The organism is Allocoprococcus comes, assembly GCF_013300725.1.
Taxonomy (GTDB): domain Bacteria; phylum Bacillota; class Clostridia; order Lachnospirales; family Lachnospiraceae; genus Allocoprococcus; species Allocoprococcus comes_A.
The window spans coordinates 1-20,213 of the sequence record NZ_JAAIMM010000008.1 but is presented as its reverse complement, the minus strand read 5'-3'; the positions used below and the strand labels follow the sequence as shown (position 1 = coordinate 20,213).

The 20,213-nt window shown below is 44.0% G+C and carries 14 protein-coding genes and 1 tRNA gene; 3 read left to right on the top strand and 12 right to left on the bottom strand.

Translation table 11 applies throughout. The features are described 5' to 3' along the window. Positions 1 to 102 precede the first annotated feature (102 nt). Positions 103 to 1,455 carry a magnesium transporter gene (gene mgtE, locus G4407_RS05855; RefSeq protein WP_173688119.1) on the bottom strand — a complete coding sequence of 451 codons (1,353 nt, stop codon included), beginning with the start codon at positions 1,453 to 1,455 and terminating at the stop codon, positions 103 to 105. 123 nt (positions 1,456 to 1,578) lie between these two features. Here mgtE and G4407_RS05850 point away from each other — a divergent pair, with 123 nt between their 5' ends. Then, positions 1,579 to 2,868 (top strand): nucleotidyltransferase, encoded by a 1,290-nt coding sequence (locus tag G4407_RS05850; RefSeq protein ID WP_173688118.1) that lies wholly within the window; start codon positions 1,579 to 1,581, stop codon positions 2,866 to 2,868. Between the two features lie 350 nt (positions 2,869 to 3,218). On the opposite strand, the gene G4407_RS05845 is transcribed toward G4407_RS05850, so the two are convergent. Genes G4407_RS05845 through polA form a run of 6 tightly spaced genes read right to left on the bottom strand, consistent with a single transcriptional unit; the run spans position 3,219 to position 9,844 of the window. Next, a complete protein-coding gene (locus G4407_RS05845) occupies positions 3,219 to 4,091 on the bottom strand; it encodes a DegV family protein (protein ID WP_173688117.1) in 873 nt (290 codons plus the stop codon). A gap of 17 nt (positions 4,092 to 4,108) precedes the next feature. Next, positions 4,109 to 5,473 (bottom strand): PFL family protein, encoded by a 1,365-nt coding sequence (locus tag G4407_RS05840; RefSeq protein ID WP_173688116.1) that lies wholly within the window; start codon positions 5,471 to 5,473, stop codon positions 4,109 to 4,111. A gap of 10 nt (positions 5,474 to 5,483) precedes the next feature. Next, entirely contained in the window at positions 5,484 to 5,756 is a 273-nt protein-coding gene (locus G4407_RS05835) for an ACT domain-containing protein (protein WP_173688115.1), read from the bottom strand. A gap of 42 nt (positions 5,757 to 5,798) precedes the next feature. After that, a complete protein-coding gene (locus tag G4407_RS05830) occupies positions 5,799 to 6,596 on the bottom strand; it encodes an MBL fold metallo-hydrolase (RefSeq protein ID WP_173688114.1) in 798 nt (265 codons plus the stop codon). Between the two features lie 20 nt (positions 6,597 to 6,616). Further along, positions 6,617 to 7,207, bottom strand: coding sequence for a dephospho-CoA kinase (gene coaE / locus G4407_RS05825; protein ID WP_173688113.1), 591 nt, complete (start codon positions 7,205 to 7,207; stop codon positions 6,617 to 6,619). A gap of 12 nt (positions 7,208 to 7,219) precedes the next feature. Next, positions 7,220 to 9,844 (bottom strand): DNA polymerase I, encoded by a 2,625-nt coding sequence (polA, locus tag G4407_RS05820; protein WP_173688196.1) that lies wholly within the window; start codon positions 9,842 to 9,844, stop codon positions 7,220 to 7,222. 231 nt (positions 9,845 to 10,075) lie between these two features. On the opposite strand from polA, the gene G4407_RS05815 reads away from it, so the two are divergent. Continuing rightward, positions 10,076 to 10,158 (top strand) — tRNA-Leu (locus G4407_RS05815). 346 nt (positions 10,159 to 10,504) lie between these two features. On the opposite strand, the gene G4407_RS05810 is transcribed toward G4407_RS05815, so the two are convergent. The 5 genes from G4407_RS05810 to G4407_RS05790 all read right to left on the bottom strand — a co-directional run bounded on the left by G4407_RS05810 (position 10,505) and on the right by G4407_RS05790 (position 14,887). Beyond that, the gene (locus tag G4407_RS05810; protein WP_173688112.1) at positions 10,505 to 10,783 is read right to left on the bottom strand and encodes a DUF4160 domain-containing protein; all 279 of its coding nucleotides are present in this window, start codon (positions 10,781 to 10,783) and stop codon (positions 10,505 to 10,507) included. Further along, positions 10,767 to 11,039, bottom strand: coding sequence for a hypothetical protein (locus G4407_RS05805; protein WP_173688111.1), 273 nt, complete (start codon positions 11,037 to 11,039; stop codon positions 10,767 to 10,769). The genes G4407_RS05810 and G4407_RS05805 overlap by 17 nt, the downstream gene beginning before the upstream one ends. A gap of 211 nt (positions 11,040 to 11,250) precedes the next feature. After that, positions 11,251 to 12,552, bottom strand: a complete 1,302-nt coding sequence (locus G4407_RS05800) for a diaminopimelate decarboxylase (RefSeq protein ID WP_173688110.1) — start codon at positions 12,550 to 12,552, stop codon at positions 11,251 to 11,253. A 20-nt stretch (positions 12,553 to 12,572) separates the two neighbouring features. Next, positions 12,573 to 14,009, bottom strand: a complete 1,437-nt coding sequence (pyk, locus tag G4407_RS05795) for a pyruvate kinase (RefSeq protein WP_173688109.1) — start codon at positions 14,007 to 14,009, stop codon at positions 12,573 to 12,575. 44 nt (positions 14,010 to 14,053) lie between these two features. Next, entirely contained in the window at positions 14,054 to 14,887 is an 834-nt protein-coding gene (locus G4407_RS05790; protein WP_173688108.1) for a hypothetical protein, read from the bottom strand. A gap of 261 nt (positions 14,888 to 15,148) precedes the next feature. On the opposite strand from G4407_RS05790, the gene G4407_RS05785 reads away from it, so the two are divergent. Next, a complete protein-coding gene (locus G4407_RS05785) occupies positions 15,149 to 19,390 on the top strand; it encodes a 2-hydroxyacyl-CoA dehydratase (protein ID WP_173688107.1) in 4,242 nt (1,413 codons plus the stop codon). Positions 19,391 to 20,213: the final 823 nt, after the last annotated feature.

Below are 20,213 nucleotides of genomic sequence, written 5' to 3'. Positions count from 1 at the left end.
ATTTTCTTTATTAAAACTCACACTCTGTTTTTAATTATACTCCTTGCACACATTGTATACAAGCAATGTTATTTTTTTCACGTAATATTTTCCAGTACAATGTTACACTGCCAGATGGAAAATATGGGTTGCAATTGTAAAATATACCAGTGTTGTACCGGTATCTACCAGTGTCGTGATCAGCGGTGCCGCCATGATCGCCGGATCCAGTCCGATCTTCTTCGCTGCAAGTGGCAGGATACAGCCAATCAATTTCGCCATTGCCACCGTACACATTAAAGTAAGTCCCAGTGTAAATGCAAGCAGAACCGGATTATCGGTCTTCCCCTGATACATCAGCACGACACGGATTCCATTCACAACCGCAAGGAAAAGTCCGACAAGAAGTGCCACACGGAGCTCTTTAAAAATAACTTTGAAAATATCCCGGAACTGCACTTCTCCTACCGTCAGGCCGCGGATGATCAGTGTCGAACTCTGGGAGCCGCAGTTGCCGCCGGTTCCGGTCAGCATCGGAACAAACGTATTCAGCACCGGCATCGCCACGATCACCGGCGAAAAATGATCCAGAACCATACCGCTGAAAGTTGCGGAAAGCATCAGAAACAGAAGCCAGACACTTCGGTTTTTCGCATGCTGGAATGTACTGGTTCCAAAATAGGTATCTTCATTCGGTGTCACACCTGCCATAATACTGATATCTTCGGTTGCCTCTTCTTTTAAGACTTCCATCGCATCGTCAACCGTTACGATCCCGACCATGCAAAGCTCCCTGTCCACGATCGGAATTGCCACAAGACCATACTTGCGGATGGTCGATGCCACCGTCTCCTGGTCATCCGTAGTGTGCGCATACAGAATATTGGTATCCATGATCTCTTCCATCATACGGCTTTCGCTGCTGGTCAGCAGATCTTTGATATCCACCACACCGATCAGCTTTCGTTTCTCTGTCACATAACAGGTATAGATGGTTTCTTTGTTGATTCCGACCTGCCGGATCTTTAAAATGGCATCCGCAACCGTCATATCCGGACGAAGGGCGATGTATTCTACATTCATCACACTTCCTGCGCTGTCCTCCGGATATTTGAGCAGACTGTTGATCTGTTTTCTGGTATCTTCATCCGTCATCATCAGAAGACGGTCTACCACATTTGCCGGCATCTCTTCAATCACGTCTACGGTATCATCCAGATACATCTCGTCCATGACTTCTTTTAATTCGGAATCTGTAAGTGCGCCGATCAGTATCTCACGCATATCACTGTTCATATAGGTAAATGTCTCAGCCGCCTCTTCCTTCCCCAGCAAACGGAAAATAAGCAACATCTGCTTTTCATCTACATCCTCCAGAATTTCAGCAATATCAACCGGATACAAATTTCCCAACTCTTCTTTTAATTCCTTGTACTCTCTCTTCTCCAGAAGATCAAGAAGCTTGTCTTTATCCATCTTGTCTCTTCCTCCTTTTCGTCCCCCAAAAAAGCACAGAATATGGGATGTATTTTGCATAAAAACTTTTTTTATAGTATAATCTTTTCACAAACAATGCACAAGGAGATTTTAGTTAAAAGTATGAAAACAGTCGGTATCATTGCAGAATATAATCCATTTCACAACGGACATCAGTATCATATAGAAGAGGCACTCAGAAAAACAGATTCAGACGCAGCCGTCGTCCTTATGAGCGGTGACTTCGTCCAGCGCGGCACCCCTGCCATTGCCCCAAAACATCTGCGTGCCAAAGCTGCTCTTTCGGGAGGTGCAGCCCTCGTTCTGGAGCTTCCGGTTCTTTTCGCCTGTGGAAGCGCAGAACTGTTTGCCCGGGGCGCTGTTTCCATTTTCAATAACCTTGGCTGTATCTCTTCCCTCTGCTTTGGCAGTGAATGCGGCGATATCCAGAAACTTGCGCATATCTCCCGGATTCTTTCCGAAGAACCTGAAGCATACCGTCAGATTCTGCAGGATGAACTGAGAAAAGGCAGACCATTTCCACAGGCGCGTCAGACTGCCCTCTGCGCATACTCAGGCGATTCTTCCCTTGCCCAAATTCTGTCCTCGCCAAATAATACCCTTGGGATCGAATATTTAAAGGCACTCCACTATTTGAAAAGTCCAATCGAGCCTTTTACCATATCCCGTCAGGAATCCGGTTACCACGATACCGCCCTTTGCGAAACTTTCAGTTCTGCTACCGCGATTCGGAATCAGCTCTTAAATCCAGATCCGATGCAGAATGTTTTCGAGCCGGTCACAGCCCAGCTTCCATCTGCCTCCCTGGACCTGCTGCGAAAGAATTACCGTTTCTCTCTTCCGGTTACCCAGGATGATTTTTCACTCCTTTTAAAATACCGCCTGCTTTTGGAAACTTCCACCTCGCTGACCTCTTACCTGGATGTCAGCGAGGATCTCGCCAACCGCATCATCAACCGGAGAAAAGATTTTGCCACCTGGAGTTCCTTCTGTGATCTTCTGAAAACCAGAGAACTCACCTACACCCGGATCAGCCGCGCCCTGCTGCACATCCTGCTCGGCATAAAAAAAGACACCTTCCGGCACGACCCCCCTTTCTGTTTCACAGCAGATTCCACCACAATTTCCTGCGAAGCACAAAAAGAACAGTCTGCCCTGTACGCCCGTGTCCTCGGTTTTCAAAAAAAAGATGCACAAATCCTGAAAGAAATCAAACAACATGCCAACATCCCTCTGATCACCAAACTCGCAGACACCAAAGCTCTCACCTGTGCCGCCCAGACTCTCCTGAACCTGGACATTTTCGCCTCCGACCTCTATGAATCCGTAATTACCGAGAGATTTGGCACACCATTTAAAAATGAATACCAGAAGCAGCTACAAATCATTTAAGACTTACCTTCTCGCTTCCAACTCCCCTGCCTTTTGTCAAAAGCATTATCTCTACCTTTTGGACAAACAAACCTCTCAGTGATTCAACACCTGCTTCTTTCGCCAATAAAGTCATCTGGAAGCAGGATACAAATAAATACCGGCAAATCCTTATCTTGCGCAATGGAGATGAAACTCAAAAATTATGGAAGCCTTTGCTGACATAATTTTCGCATTCAGAGGTTCATCGGAATGCCCTTGCGCAACTTGGATTTGCCGGTATTTATTTGTATCCTGCTCCCTCATCTTTATTCAAAAAGAAGAGACTCTTTGCCTCACATATGTTTGCGCAAAAAGCCTCTCCCATTCATTTAGTTCACATGAAGAATCTTCGTCAGTGTCACAGCTCTCGCCCCAGGTCCGATATGGCATGCCACACTCAACGACAGCGGATCCATCCGGATTTCAAACTCCGGAAATGCTTCATGAAGCTCATCCAGCCATTCCTGTGCATCCTCACGGTCTCCTGTGTAAGCCGCATCCAGATACAGATCTTTTTCCCCATCACAATCTCCGAATTCAGAAGTACGAATCTCATTAATCGTCTTGATCATCGTCTTCTTCGCGCTCTTCCATCCTCTTGACTTTGCAAAAGCGTCCAGCTTCTCCCCTTTAAGACGGAGAACCGGCTTCAGGTTCAGAACCGTTCCAATCGCTGCAGCTGCCGGTGTAAGTCTGCCACCTTTCTTCAGGTATTTTAACGTATCTACTGTAATATAGATATCACTGTCCCACTGAGTCGCTTCTAACAATTCTTTAATTTCTGCCGCGCTCCTTCCAGCATCTGCAAGCTTTTTCGCCTCTTCCACCGATCTTCGCTGTGTGACAGAAATCCGGTGATTATTTACGACCTGTACTTTTCCATCATAGTCCTGAGAAAGCATGATTGCAGTATCACAGGAACTGCTAAGACCGGCTGACATCGGAATATGTACAATCTCATCATATTCCTCCAGCGCCTTGTCCCACATATCCATTACATCTCCAGGAGCCGGCTGGGAAGTCTTAATATCTGCATCTCCTGCCAGCTTTTCATAAAATTCCTCCTGCGTGAGCGTGATATCCTCGAAAAACAGCTCCTCATTGATATAGAATGGCATCGGAAGTACGTAAATTCCCATCTTTTTTCCTTCTGCCTGTGTAATTCCACTGTTACTATCTGTTACAATCGCAACTTTCCCCATGCTTTCTTTACCTCTTTCTAATTTTTAAAACTATGTATCGGTGCAGGAATTCTTCCCTTTCGATTCACAAATGCACTGCAGTCAAATTCATTGACCGGCATGATCGGCGCATATCCCAAAAGACCGCCAAACTCTGCCATATCTCCAACATCCTTTCCAACTACAGGTATCACACGAACCGCCGTCGTCTTCTGATTGACCATTCCGATCGCCATCTCATCCGCAATGATTCCGGAAATCGTGGTAGCTTTCGTCTTACCCGGAATAGCGATCATATCAAGCCCTACCGAGCAGACACAAGTCATCGCCTCCAGCTTTTCTATACAAAGTGATCCGGCATTGACTGCATCGATCATTCCTTGATCCTCACTGACCGGAATAAAAGCTCCGCTTAAACCTCCCACATAAGAAGAGGCCATAACGCCGCCCTTTTTCACCTGATCGTTCAGCATCGCAAGTGCTGCTGTTGTTCCTGGTGCACCAACTCTCTCGAGGCCGATTTCTTCCAGAATCTCCGCTACCGAATCGCCGACAGCCGGTGTCGGTGCCAGTGACAGGTCAATGATCCCGAACGGAATACCAAGCCTTTTGGAAGCTTCTCCGGCTACAAGCTGACCAACCCTTGTCACCTTAAATGCCGTCTTCTTAATCGTATCACAAAGCTCCTGAAAGCCCTTGCCACGACATTTTTCAATCGCTCTTTTTACAACGCCAGGCCCGCTGACACCGACATTGATCACAGCATCTCCTTCGGTAACACCTAAAAATGCCCCTGCCATAAACGGGTTATCATCCGGTGCATTACACAAAACTACAAATTTTGCACAGCCAATCGAATCCTTATCCTTTGTCATCTCTGCTGTCTCTTTTACAATCTCACCACAAAGACGGACTGCATCCATATCAATACCAGTCTTTGTCGAACCTACATTGACCGAACTGCACACACGCTCTGTCTTTGCCATTGCCATCGGAATAGAACGGATCAGGAGTTCATCGCTTTTTGTCATTCCCTTGGATACGATTGCCGAGTATCCTCCGATAAAGTTTACTCTGACTTCCTTTGCCGCTTTATCCAGCGTCTCTGCGATCGTCACAAAATCCTCTGGTTTTTTGCAGGCTGAACCGCCGACAAGTGCAACCGGTGTAATGGAAATCCGCTTATTAACGATCGGAATTCCAAATTCACTTTCAATCTTCTCTCCTGTCGATACAAGATCCTTTGCAAGTGTTGTGATTTTTTTATATATCTTTTCATTCAGTCTGTCCAGATCTGAGTCAATACAGTCCATCAGACTGATACCAAGTGTGATTGTTCTTACATCCAGATTTTCTTCTTCGATCATCTGGTTGGTTTCTACTACTTCGTAAAAGTTAATCATAGCTCTCTCCTTACAGTCTGTGCATTTTTTCAAAAATCTCTTCTCTCTGACAATGAATATTGACACCGATCTGTAAGCCGATATCACGAAGTTCTACCGCTACGATATCCAGTTCTTTTTTTGAATTTTCCACATCTGCAACCGCCATCATATTAAAATACCCATCCACGATCGTCTGGGAGATATTCAAAATATTGATATTGGTCTCTGCCAGGTATGTACACACTTTCGCAATAATTCCGACCGAATCTTTACCGACTACTGTAATAATGCATTTCTTCATTCTGCCTGTCCTCCTGAATCCAATCCCGCATACTTTCTTTTTCTAAACCTCGATCACTGCAGACACCTGATCCCTTTTTGCAACTGCGATCGGTATCTCATCTCCCTTATACGGGTTCTGCCCCAAAGTGACCTCCAGCTTGACAGTCTCATATGCAAGTTCTTCGTAATTATTCTCCTTGCTCAAATGCCCCAGCAATACACTCTGCAAGTTATTGTGTAGTATATCACAAAGAAGCCGTCCTGACAATTCATTTGATAAATGTCCTCTGTCCCCAAGAACTCTCTGTTTCAGGTAGTACGGATAAGGACCGACTTCCAGCATATGTATATCATGGTTAGATTCCAGCAGGACCGCATTTAAATCCTTCAGGTTCTCTACCGTATATTCATCGTATTTTCCAAGATCTGTTGCTACCGCGATCTTCTTTCCATCCTGCTCAAAGCGGTAACCGCTCGGTTCATTTGCATCATGGGAAATAGCAAATGGATGCACGTCAATATCTCCCAGCTTAAATCCTTTATCTACCTGGATTTCATGGTAAAGTCCTTCCGGCATTTTCCCAAGATTTTTATAATCACGGATCCCCCGAATCGTTCCCGGTGTTCCATAGATCGGAATTTCATATTTTCTGCTGAATACACCAAGTCCCTGAATATGATCTGCATGTTCATGGGTAATCAGGATTCCATCCAGCTCTTCCCCTTTTATTTCAAGTTCCTTTAAGCCTTCCTCAATTCGTTTTTTGCTGATTCCTGTATCTACAAGCAGATGCGTGTGATCGCTCCCCACATAAATACAGTTTCCGCTGCTGCCACTGGCAATACTGCATAATCTCATCTTGTTTCTTCTCCCTGTTCTTAGCCTCTTCCCAGTGCCAAGTCTATCTGTTTTTCCGTTTCTTCAAAGGTTCCACCATTTTCGATCACAAGATCCGAAACCGCTGTAAATGTCTCTTCCGATGGCTGATTTGCAAACACCGCATACATTTTTTCATCTGAATATCCGCGTGAACTTCTCAATCTCTCCATCCGGATCTCCTGTGGCACATGAATATACCAGATTTCATCCAACATCTCACGATATACCGGTTCCGTAAGGAGTGCGGCTTCCAGAACAAAAAGCGCTTTTCCCTCTTCCTGCGCCTTCTGCATTTCCTCCCGGATCTTTTCATTGACCGCCGGATGCACGATTGTATTCAGCTTTTTCAGTTTCTCTGGCTGGTCAAACACAATTCTGCCAAGAATTTTCCGGTCAATCGTTCCGTCAGGATTTAAAATTTCTTTTCCAAACGTCTCCACGACCTTCTGATAACATTTTTCTCCCGGAAGCTGTACCTGATGTGCCACCAGATCTGACTGGCAGATCACCGCACCGCACACTTCACTTAAAAAGTCGAGTACTTTGCTCTTCCCGGAACCAATGCCTCCTGTTATTCCTATTTTTCTCATACCTGTTTCCTTCTATTTTGCCTCATACCAGTTTTTTCCACTATGCATGTCAATTTCAAGCGGAACGGAAAGATCTGCCGCATGCATCATGCCTTCTTTCAGGATCTCCCGCACTTCCTCTTCCTCTCCCTTCCATGTCTCGATCAGAAGTTCATCGTGCACCTGCAGAACCAGTCTGGATTTCATGTTTCTCATGCGAAGCTCTTTGTCCACAGCGATCATTGCGATTTTCATGATATCTGCAGCCGTTCCCTGGATCGGAGAATTCATTGCCACACGTTCCCCGAATTGTCTCTGCATAAAATTGCTGGAAGACAGCTCCGGAACCGGTCTTCTTCTGCCAAACAAGGTCACAACATATCCCTGTTCTTTTGCATGAGCAACTGCATCATCCAGAAATTTCTTAATGCCCGGATAGGTTTCAAAATAACGGTCAATATATTCGGCCGCTTCTTTTCTCGTAATACTTAAGTCCTGGCTCAGTCCGAAAGAACTGATCCCATAAACAATACCAAAGTTGACTGCTTTTGCATTTCGCCTCTGCAGATCGGTCACTTCATCAAACGGAGTATGGAACACCTGAGAAGCTGTGATCCGGTGAATGTCTTTTGCCTCCCGGTATGCTTCGATCAGTGCTGTATCTCCGGAACAATGTGCCAGCACACGCAGTTCTATCTGTGAATAATCAGCATCTACAAACACATATCCCTCTTCCGGCACAAATACTTTACGGATCAGCCGTCCAAGTTCTACCCTCGCCGGGATATTCTGCAGGTTTGGCTCTGTACTGCTGATACGTCCGGTCGCTGTGACTGTCTGGTTGAATTTTCCATGGATCCGGTGATCATCTTCATGAATAAACACGGCAAGCCCATCTGCATAAGTCGATTTCAACTTGGCAAGCTGACGATATTCCAGGATTTTTGCCACGATCGGATAATCCGGTGCCAGCTTATCCAGTACATCTGCTGCCGTCGAATATCCCGTTTTCGTCTTCTTTCCATTCGGAAGGGACAGATGTTCAAAAAGGACCACGCCCAGCTGCTTTGGCGAATTGATATTGAATTCTTCCCCGGCAAGCTCATAGATTTCCTTTTCCAGCTGTACGATTTTTCCGCCAAGCTGTTCTCCATAGCTTTTCAGTTCTTCGGCTTCTACACGCACCCCGTTTTGCTCCATGTGGAACAGGGTAAATACAAGCGGCATCTCTATTTCTGTAAAAAGCTTCCACATTTCCTCTTTTTTCAGCTTTTCTTCCAAAACTTCCGATGACGCAAATGCTGCATAGGCTTCATAACAGACCATTTTTTCCAGTTCTGTCTTCGGATCGATCATCAATCCAAGATGCTCCTGCGCCACATCTTCAAATCCATAATCATTTTTCAACGGATTCAGGAGATAAGCTGCTACAATACTGTCAAAACACTTCTCCTCTGCCGCTCCTTCTAACCCTTTCAGATAAGGCAGGGATGACTTCAGATCAAACACCGCAAATCGTCCGGCATGCTTTGCCACATGTACAAGTGCCTCCAGAAGTTCAGCCATGCTGTATCCGTTTTCCACCGGAATGCAGTAGATTTTCTCTTTCCCAAACGAAATTCCAATTCCACCTATCTCAGCACTTCCCGCAAACAGCGGAAGTACATTTCTGGTGTCTTTGTATAGAACGGCTCCCACTGTCTGCGCTTTTTCCGCCTCCGCAAAGATTTTCTGAATTTCTTCTTTTCCCACAGCGATCACAAATGCATCTTCAATCGAATTCTCACTCTGCACATCAAAACGGGTCAGCAGATTCTTGAACTGCAGTCTCTGGAAATAGACATAAGCTTCCTCTGTATAAAGATTTCCAAGCTTCGCCTCTTCCAGTTCATAAGCAAAATCTGCGTCTACATTGATTGTCGCCAGCATCTTACTCATTTGTGCCTGATCCCAGTATTCCACCAGATTTTTCGATGCTCTCGGCGGCTTCAGTTCGGATGCGTGCTTGTAGGCATTTTCAATAGATCCGTATTCTACAATAATCTTGGTCGCCGTCTTTTCTCCGACTCCCGGCACCCCTGGGATATTATCCGAAGTATCTCCCATCAATGCTTTCACATCAATAAATTCTGTCGGTGTCACCTGGTATTTTTCTTTTACGTCCGTTGCATAATAATTCTCAATCTCAGTTCCGGTCCGTTTTGTCTTCGGAATCCGGATCTCAACATGGTCTGTAGCAAGCTGGAGAAGATCTCTGTCTCCAGAAATAATGACCACTTCCATCCCCATCTGCTCGCATCTTTTGGACAACGTTCCAAGAAGGTCATCTGCCTCCAGCCCTTCTTGCTCGATCGTCCGGATTCCCATAGCATGCAGAACTTCCTTCATCAACGGTACCTGCTGTCTGAGTTCTTCTGCCATCGGCTTTCTCGTCCCCTTATACGCCTCAAACATCTTATGGCGGAAAGTCGGCGCATGCACATCAAATGCAACGGTCAGATACTCCGGCTTTTCCTCCTCCAGGATCTTGAACATAATATTTAAGAATCCATATACTGCATTCGTATGGAGTCCTTCCGCATTTGTCAGATCCGGAAGTCCAAAAAACGCCCTGTTCAGAATACTGTGTCCGTCTATCAATACGATTTTGCTCATAATCAACTGCCTCTCTGTAAGTCTCATCACTTACTTCTATCTTTTCTATCTATTCGTTCAAATATACAACGTCTCATTATGACATTTTTTTACTATATTTTCAATATCCCTAAATAAATCCATTTACAAAGATTACATGAACAGGATTATAAGAAATATATTTTCAAAAAACACTTGCGAACCAATAACAAATATGCTATCATTATCTTCGGTTCTTATTGAATCTTTAGTTAAGCCGGCATGTCGGAATGGCAGACGAGGCAGACTCAAAATCTGTTGCGGGTGACCGCGTGCGGGTTCAAGTCCCGCTGCCGGCATTCACTCAACATCCCTGAAGCCCTTATAAATCAAGGGTTTCAGGGATGTTTTACATTCAAAATGTTTGATTACTTTTGATTAGTCCTAAGTACATCAAACCACTACTTTTTTAAATTAAATTATCTTCACTTCTACATCAATAACTCTGCTATATTTATCTTAAAGCCTGGATAAATTCCCACCGGTATTTCTTCATCAAATGAATACTGCAAATGGAGCTGCATATACTTCACATTTTCCATTATTATCTGAAATATATCTATCAATGATACTTGCTAAATATGTTCTTTTGGTAATGGCATATTTTCAACTCCCTTCCTGTTTGAAATGAAAAAATCACTCCTATTAACAGAAATATCTAATTTCTCCAAAGAACTGATACCACTTATCTATAATAGTTTTGCTGTTTGCTTCCACTACACGCATAATATTTCTTAATTCTTTTTGTGGAATCTGTGAGTTATTATTGCAAAGTACAGTATGTCCTGAACTGGTTATCCAAATTTTAGTTGTATTTGCATTCGCTCTTCCTTCAGCCACATGAACATGAATTGGTTCAAGTGGATCATTTTCATTCGCCCAAAAATAAATACTATATGCACCAATTCTAAAGATTTGCGGCATTTAATATTCCTCCCTCTTGCGAAAATTCAATTATCAGATGTGCATTATCTCTTATTAGTTGCATAAAATATTCTATTTCTCTTTCAGAATATCCTTCTATATTTTCCCACTTGTAATTAGGTAAAATACAAGTTGCATTATGAAATCCGCCCTTATCATCTGGTGTTTCAATATAAACTTTTACAGTTCCGTCTTCTTTCATCTCTGAATGAACAATCTCTGTATCATCATCCAACGTCATATAAGGATACATCATATTTTCAGCTCCTTTCCTGTTTGTATACTGTGACAAATATAGTATAACACAATAATTTTCCCCTTAAAAGCACCAACACTTTCAGGTGATGTACTTTTTATTTTGCATTAAAATGTTTTCCATTAAATTTGAAATATTCTGTCAGATTATTTTGTATAAATTTTTGCCCCCGGATCAAATCCAGGGGCATTTTCTATCTCAGCTTATAATTCTATTTTCCGAGCTTATCCGCTTCTTCCGTATTCTTCTTAAGTTCCTCATAAACCGGGAAGCAGTCGAAAGTTGCAAAGTAATCCATCGGAGTCTCTGCTCTGCGGATCAGTTGTGTACCTCCGTCCTCTTTCAGAAGAACTTCTGCGGAACGAAGACGTCCGTTGTAATTATATCCCATAGAGAATCCGTGTGCTCCGGTATCATGGATCACAAGCAGATCTCCCATGTCAATCTTCGGAAGCTGGCGATCGATCGCAAATTTATCATTATTCTCACACAAAGAACCCGTCACATCGTAAGTATGATCGCATGGTTCATTTTCTTTTCCCATGACAGTGATGTGATGGTAGGCACCATACATAGCCGGACGCATCAGGTTTGCGGCACATGCATCTACACCGATGTACTCTTTGTGCGTATGCTTTTCATGGATTGCTTTTGTCACAAGGCATCCATAAGGTCCAAGCATAAAACGGCCAAGCTCTGTGTAAATCTCCACATCGCCCATTCCAGCCGGAACAAGAACCTCTTCATACACTTTTCTTACACCTTCACCGATCGCCTTAATATCGTTCGGTTCCTGATCCGGTTTGTAAGGGATTCCCACACCACCGGAAAGGTTGATGAACTTGATATGTGCACCGGTCTCTTTCTGAAGCTTGACTGCTACTTCAAACAGAGTACGTGCAAGTGTCGGATAATATTCATTAGTTACAGTATTACTTGCAAGGAATGCATGGATACCGAACTCTTTTGCACCCTTGGACTTCAGAATCTTGAATGCATCAAAAATCTGTTCGGTTGTCATACCGTATTTGGCATCTCCCGGATTATCCATAATGCTGTTGGAAATTTTGAAAAGTCCGCCCGGATTATAACGGCAGCTGATCGTCTCCGGAATCTTTCCGATCGTCTTTTCCAGAAAATCAATGTGTGTGATATCATCCAGGTTTATGATCGCGCCGAGCTTATCTGCAAGTGCAAATTCCTCTGCCGGTGTATCATTGGAAGAAAACATAATATTTTCTCCAACCTGTCCGACAGACTCAGACATTAAAAGCTCTGTATAGGAAGAGCAGTCACATCCACATCCATATTCTTTTAAAATATTGAGGATATATGGGTTAGGAGTTGCCTTTACTGCAAAATATTCTTTATATCCTTTGTTCCATGCAAATGCTTCTTTGAGTGCTTTTACATTCTCACGAATCCCTTTCTCATCATAAAGATGAAACGGAGTCGGATATTCTTTTACGATTTCATCTAACTGTGTCTTTGTTACGAATGGTTCTTTTTTCATCCTGTTCATCTCTCTTTCGTCTAATCGATGGTTGCAATACGCATCATATTACTTACAGAACCCTTTTCACGCTGTACGCTTGGTGAAGGAATACCAGCTGTCAGGACAACAATATCTCCACTGTCCACGCATTTCTTTGCCTGTGCAAGATCAATTGCCCCACTGCAGATATCATCTGTTGTATGGAATTCCAGAGACTTCAGTGCTCTTACGCCCCAGTAGATCGACATACGACGAAGGGTACGCTCGTTCGGTGTGATTCCAAGAATTTCCTGTCTCGGACGAAGGTTGGATACAACCCTTGTTGTTGCTCCGGATACAGATGGAGTGATGATGCATCTTGCATTCAGGTTTGCAGCTGCAAGTACAGAAGCATATCCAATCGCACTGGACACACCTGATTTCAGATGATCTCCGGCTTTAACAAGAATGGAATCATAATCCAGATGTTCCTCTGTCGTCTCTACAATATGAACCATCATCTGCAGTGCTTCCAGAGGGTATTTACCCTGTGCAGTCTCACCGGAAAGCATAACTGCATCTGTTCCGTCGTATACCGCATTGGCAACGTCCGTCACTTCTGCTCTTGTCGGGCGCGGATTACGCATCATAGAATCCAGCATCTGTGTTGCAGTAATAACCGTCTTAAAGTTGTCATTACATTTCTGGATGATCATTTTCTGGAGATGCGGCACTTCCTCTGCCGGGATCTCTACACCAAGATCTCCACGTGCCACCATGATACCATCAGCCGCACGGATGATCTCATCAATATTCTCGATACCTTCTGCGTTCTCTACCTTTGCAATGATCGGAATATACGGAGCGCCGAGTTCTTTTAAGTATGCCTTGATCTCAAGTACACACTCTGCATTTCTTACAAATGATGCAGCGATAAAGTCAATATCCTGCTCTACACCGAAACGGATATCATCCTTATCTTTTTCTGTAATAGCCGGAAGACGAATGGCTACGTTCGGTACGTTAACACCTTTTCTTTCGCCAAGTTCTCCGCCATTTACTACAGAACAGACAATCTCTGTCTCTGTCTTGCTATCTACACGAAGTCCGATCAGACCGTCGTCAATCAGAATGGTGCAGCCTTTATAAATATCCTGTACCAGTCCCTTATATGTGATAGATACTCTCTTATTATCTCCTACGATATCTTCTGTTGTCAGAGTGAAGGTTTCTCCTTCTTTTAAACTAATCTTCTTTCCGTCTTTCAGGATTCCTGTACGAATTTCCGGTCCCTTTGTATCTAGAAGGATTGCAGTGTTTGTATGTTCCTCTTCACGAAGTTCTTTGAGCATATCCATTCTGAACTTCTGTTCTTCATGATCACCATGTGAGAAATTGAAACGCGCCACATTCATTCCATTCTGGATCAGCTTTCTCATCATTTCTCTGTCGTTGGTGTTTGGTCCCATTGTACAAACAATCTTGGTTTTTTTCATTGTTTCCTCCTCTTATCATTCAATTTGATTCTATGGTAGAACATCTACTTCACATGTTCGTGTGTGAAAAGATGGTCCTGGCAATATTCATAATTCACATTACACTTTGAGCAATAACGGAACTCCAGTGTCGGATCGTCAAGTTCAGTACGTCCGCACACTGCACATCTGTGCTTTGCACCGCCTGCATACTGATTCTGCGGACGGCTTATCTGCTTCTGGAATTTCTTTCTGCGGGCAGCCTGTTTCGGACTGTGTCCACGCAGATTCCGGTTGCAGAAAAAGAAAATAATAAAATTCAAAAGGGATGCGATGATCACGATCCGTATGATCAGACCGCCCTGCACTGCGTCTACCGCAAGCAGAACCACATCCAGAATTGCAAGCCACTTCATCTTGACCGGAATAATGCCATAAAGCAAAAGCTGATAATCCGGCATGATGGATGCACAGGCAAGGAAAATGGACATATTGATATAGTAAGTACTGTAAAGGCTTCCAAATCCGGTAACGCCTCCGATCAGTCCATTCACAATAAAAGCTCCGATAACCGTAAATAATATCCCTGAAAAAATGTAAACATTGTAACGAAATGCCCCCCAGTAGCTTTCCAGCGTATTACCAAGGGAATAGTATAACAGCATCATAAAGATAACAAAAATAATATTGTCATTCGGCGGGATGATCACCCAGCTTAGAAGTCGCCACACCTGCCCTTTCAGAATCAGTGCCGGTTCCAGTGTAAAATAGGTGAGAAGCTGTGGCATCGTAAAACTCAAAAGATATCCGATCGCATAGCCTGCAAGCAGATACATCGTAAGATTCCTAATTGCATAGCGCCCGAATCTGCGCTCCATTTTATCTAACCAGTTCTTCATTCAAAATCTCCTTCCACGTATGTTATTTTATCGTCTGCTTTTTACTTTGTCAATTCCATTCCACCTCTTTACTCTCTTTTCACATAATTTACATCTTTTGTTCACTTCCAGGCACTTTTTTCTACAACGCCATACACAACTTCTGTTTGTATTTTCGAAGGTTCTGTCGTATAATGTAAGATACTGTAGTTCTCTGCGAACTACATTTAATAGGTAAAAACACAGACAAATTTTTTAATTGTAATAAGGAGTAGTTAAATCATGAATCAGACAGAATTACATACCCTGGGGATTGACATCGGTTCTACAACTGTTAAAATCGCAGTTCTGGACAGTAATAATGATGTTCTGTTTTCTGATTACGAGCGTCACTTCGCCAATATTCAGGAAACCCTTTCTGATCTGCTCGGTCGTGCTATCTACAAGCTCGGTCAGATCAAGGTATCTCCAATGATTACCGGATCAGGTGGTCTTACTCTGGCAAAGCACCTTGGCGTACCTTTTGTCCAGGAGGTTGTTGCCGTTTCCACCGCTCTTCAGGATTATGCACCGCAGACTGATGTAGCAATCGAACTGGGTGGCGAAGATGCCAAGATCATCTATTTTGAAAATGGAAATATTGAGCAGCGTATGAACGGAATCTGCGCCGGAGGTACCGGATCTTTCATCGACCAGATGGCATCCCTTCTCCAGACAGATGCAACCGGTCTGAACGAATATGCCAAAAAATACAAAGCACTTTATACGATCGCAGCCCGCTGTGGCGTATTTGCAAAGACAGATATCCAGCCGCTGATCAATGACGGTGCTACCAAAGAAGATCTGTCCGCTTCTATTTTCCAGGCAGTGGTCAACCAGACCATCAGTGGTCTTGCCTGCGGAAAACCAATCCGCGGACATGTTGCTTTCCTCGGTGGACCGCTTCATTTCCTCTCCGAACTGAGAGAAGCATTTATCCGTACTCTTAAACTGGATGACGAACACATTATCGCGCCAAAGTATTCCCATCTTTTTGCAGCTGTCGGCTCTGCGCTGAACTCTAAAAAAGATGTAGTCACCTCTCTTGGTGAGATGCAGAAAAAGCTGGATGCCCATATTGAAATGGACTTTGAAGTTGAGCGTATGCAGCCGCTCTTTTCCAGTGAAGCAGATTACAATGAATTTAAGAACCGCCATGCAAAGCATCAGGTGCCGGTTGGTGATCTTGCCAGCTACCGTGGTAATGCCTACCTTGGAATCGATGCCGGTTCTACCACCACAAAAGCTGCTCTGGTCGGAGAAGACGGTACTCTTTTGTACTCCTTCTATCATGGCAATGACGGTGATCCGCTTGGTACGACCATCGGTGCGATCAAAGATATTTACAGCCAGCTTCCGGAAGGTGTACAGATCGTTCACTCCTGCTCAACCGGTTACGGAGAAGCGCTCATTAAAGCCGCACTTCTTCTGGATGAAGGCGAAGTTGAAACTGTATCTCACTATTACGCCGCTTCTTTCTTTGAACCGGATGTAGACTGTATCCTCGATATCGGTGGTCAGGATATGAAGTGTATTAAGATCAAGAATCAGACTGTGGACAGCGTACAGCTCAACGAAGCATGTTCTTCCGGATGCGGTTCCTTTATCGAGACTTTTGCCAAATCCCTGAACTACACCGTAGAGGATTTTGCACATGAAGCACTTTTTGCGAAACATCCGATCGACCTCGGAACCCGTTGTACCGTATTTATGAACTCAAAGGTAAAACAGGCGCAAAAAGAAGGTGCTGAAGTATCCGATATTTCAGCCGGACTTGCTTATTCGGTTATCAAAAATGCCCTTTTCAAGGTTATCAAGGTATCCGATGCATCTGAGCTTGGTAAAAAAATTGTTGTACAGGGTGGTACATTCTATAATGATGCCGTACTCAGAAGCTTTGAGACCATCGCCGGATGTCAGGCAATCCGTCCGGATATTGCAGGAATCATGGGTGCTTTTGGAGCTGCACTGATCGCAAGAGAACGTTATGGTTTCAAAGAATGCAAAAATACAACCATGCTTTCCATTGATGAAATCAATGAACTTACCTATACAACCTCAATGGCAAAATGTAACGGCTGTACCAACAACTGTCGTCTGACCATCAACAAATTCAGTGGCGGACGTCGTTTTATTTCCGGAAACCGTTGTGAACGCGGTCTTGGAAAAGAGAAAGCAAAGAGTGATGTGCCAAACCTTTTCGCTTATAAAAATGAACGTTATTTTGGTTACACACCATTAGCTCCATCCGAGGCAAAACGCGGAACGGTTGGTATTCCGAGAGTTCTGAACATGTATGAGAACTATCCGTTCTGGTTTACTTTCTTCACAAAGCTGGGATATCATGTGGTACTCTCTCCTGCTTCTACACATAAGATTTATGAACTTGGTATTGAATCTATTCCGAGCGAATCCGAGTGTTATCCGGCAAAGCTGGCGCACGGACATGTACAGTGGCTGATCAACCAGGGTGTAGACTTTATATTCTACCCTTGTATACCATACGAACGTAGTGAATTTGCCGACGCCGACAATCATTATAACTGCCCGATCGTCACCTCATACGCGGAGAACATCAAGAACAATATGGATCCGATCGTACACGGTGAAGTGGATTTCATGAATCCATTCCTCGCCCTCACAAGTGAAGAGACAATCACCGCCGGACTGGTCCGTGAATTTACTTCTGCAAAGAATCTTCCAGCAGAAGAAATCAAAAATGCCGCTCATGCTGCATGGGAAGAGCTTGCTGCATGCCGTCAGGACATCCGCAAAAAAGGTGAAGAAACTCTCGCATACATGGAAAAGACAGGAACCCGCGGCATCGTACTTGCCGGTCGTCCATACCATTACGATCCGGAAGTCAACCACGGTATCCCGGAGATGATCACCTCCTACGGACTTGCCGTTCTGACGGAAGATTCCATCTCACATCTGAATCCGGTAGAACGTCCGCTAATCGTTATGGATCAGTGGATGTATCATTCCCGACTGTACGCAGCAGCCAATTTTGTGAAGACTAGAGATGATCTGGATCTGATCCAGCTGAACTCTTTCGGATGCGGTCTTGATGCCGTAACAACCGATGCTGTTGCAGATATTTTGACCGGTTCTGACAAGATTTATACCTCTCTCAAGATTGATGAGGTAAATAACTTGGGTGCTGCACGTATCCGTATCCGTTCTCTTCTTGCCGCCATCCGCGTCCGCGAGCAGAAGCATATGGAGCGCACCATTCGTCCGGCAAATATCGAAAAAATTCCTTTTACAAAGGAAATGAAAGAAACCTATACAATTTTGTGTCCGCAGATGTCGCCGATCCATTTTTCATTGATTGAGCCAGCTTTCCAGGAAGCAGGTTACAAACTGGAAGTACTGAAAAATGATAACAAGCATGCAGTTGACATGGGCCTTAAATATGTAAACAATGACGCCTGCTACCCATCTCTGATGGTAGTTGGACAGATCATGGAAGCTATCCTTTCCGGTAAATATGACACCGACCACCTGGCTGTCATTATTTCACAGACCGGTGGCGGATGCCGTGCTTCCAACTATATCGGATTTATCCGCCGCGCTCTTAAAAAAGCCGGTTACGGACATATCCCTGTTATTTCAATCAACTTAAGCGGGCTTGAAAGCAATCCTGGATTCAAGATTACCCTTCCGCTTGTACTGAAGGGTGTGTATGGTCTGGTATTTGGCGATCTCTTCATGCGCTGCCTGTACCGTGTCCGCCCATACGAAGCTGTTCCAGGCTCTGCCAATGCCATGCATAAGAAATGGGAAAAGACAGTTATCGAATTTATCAAGAAAGGCTATCCAAGCAGACGTGAGTTTAAGCGTCTCTGCCGCCAGATCGTAGAAGATTTTGATTCTCTTCCATTAAAAGATGTCAAAAAACCACGAGTTGGAGTTGTCGGAGAAATCCTTGTCAAATTCCTTCCAGCTGCCAATAACTACCTGGTAGATCTTCTTGAACAGGAAGGTGCCGAAGCCGTGGTTCCGGATCTGACCGACTTCCTGCTCTACTGCTTCTACAATACAAACTTTAAAGCAGAACATCTCGGCATGAAGAAATCAACCGCCCGCATGGGTAATCTCGGAATCAAGGTTCTGGAATGGTTCCGCAAGCCTGCCGTTGATGCCTTAAAAGCAAGTAAACGCTTCGATCCACCGTCACATATTGAACACCTGGCTTCGATGGCAAAAGAAATTGTTTCTCTTGGAAACCAGACCGGTGAAGGATGGTTCCTGACCGGAGAAATGCTGGAGCTGATCCACAGTGGTGCACCAAACATTGTCTGCACACAGCCTTTCGCCTGCCTGCCAAACCACGTAGTCGGAAAAGGTGTTATTAAAGAACTGCGCCGCCGTCATCCGGAATCCAACATCGTTGCAATCGATTATGATCCGGGAGCAAGCGAAGTAAACCAGCTGAACCGTATCAAACTGATGCTTTCGACTGCGCAGAAGAAGATGTAGAATTTTAGGATATGTAAAATATATTTGGTTGCGATAAGACGACCAGAGGAAACAAAGTACTCCCTCACATTCAGTTGCACTAACCACTTCGTTCAAGCCTCTTAGGGCGGGAATCGTGTTCAGCAAAGGCTTCCACGATTCCTGAGTCTTGAACTCCGTAGTGCAAATTCATGTGAGGGAGTACTTTGTTTCCTCTGGTCTGTGTATTGGTAACTTTGTTTTACATATGCGAAAGTTTTTTGAGCGTGGTTGACTAGGGTTTAGGAGTCGCAGCCGGAAGGGAAGTGTGTGATAATGACTAAGATTTAGGAAATTTTAGTCAGAAGGAAGGTGTGTGTGGAGATTCTATGACAAACTTTTTTATTTTTTGATAAGATTTACTCTCTTTTCGATATACTTCCCAATAAAAGATTACTCTAATTACAGATTTTTATCTTTTGGATATTTTCTACTCCAAAATCTTCCATTCCTCCCTCACAATCTCCCCATAGCACTAAACAAACACATTAGTATATCTATATCTCCATCCCCTCAAAAATTATCTTTTTAATATCCTCCAAAAATCTCCCCTCTGCCACAGCACTCCCATGAATTCCCCTCATTGATAAAATTCACTCTCCCCTACTGAAAAAGCGTATCTTTCATCGAAGCTTCTTCGTTATCTACAGTGTTTTTCTCTCCGAATTCAGCACCGTCATTTTCGCCAGTACAGTTAAACGGTCGATTTTACAAAAGAAAGTCCTCCAATTCACTTTTTGTGCAATGGAGGTAAGTAGGTAATCATCTGTACCTTGATTTTTCAAAAAGAGCCACCTGTTGATCA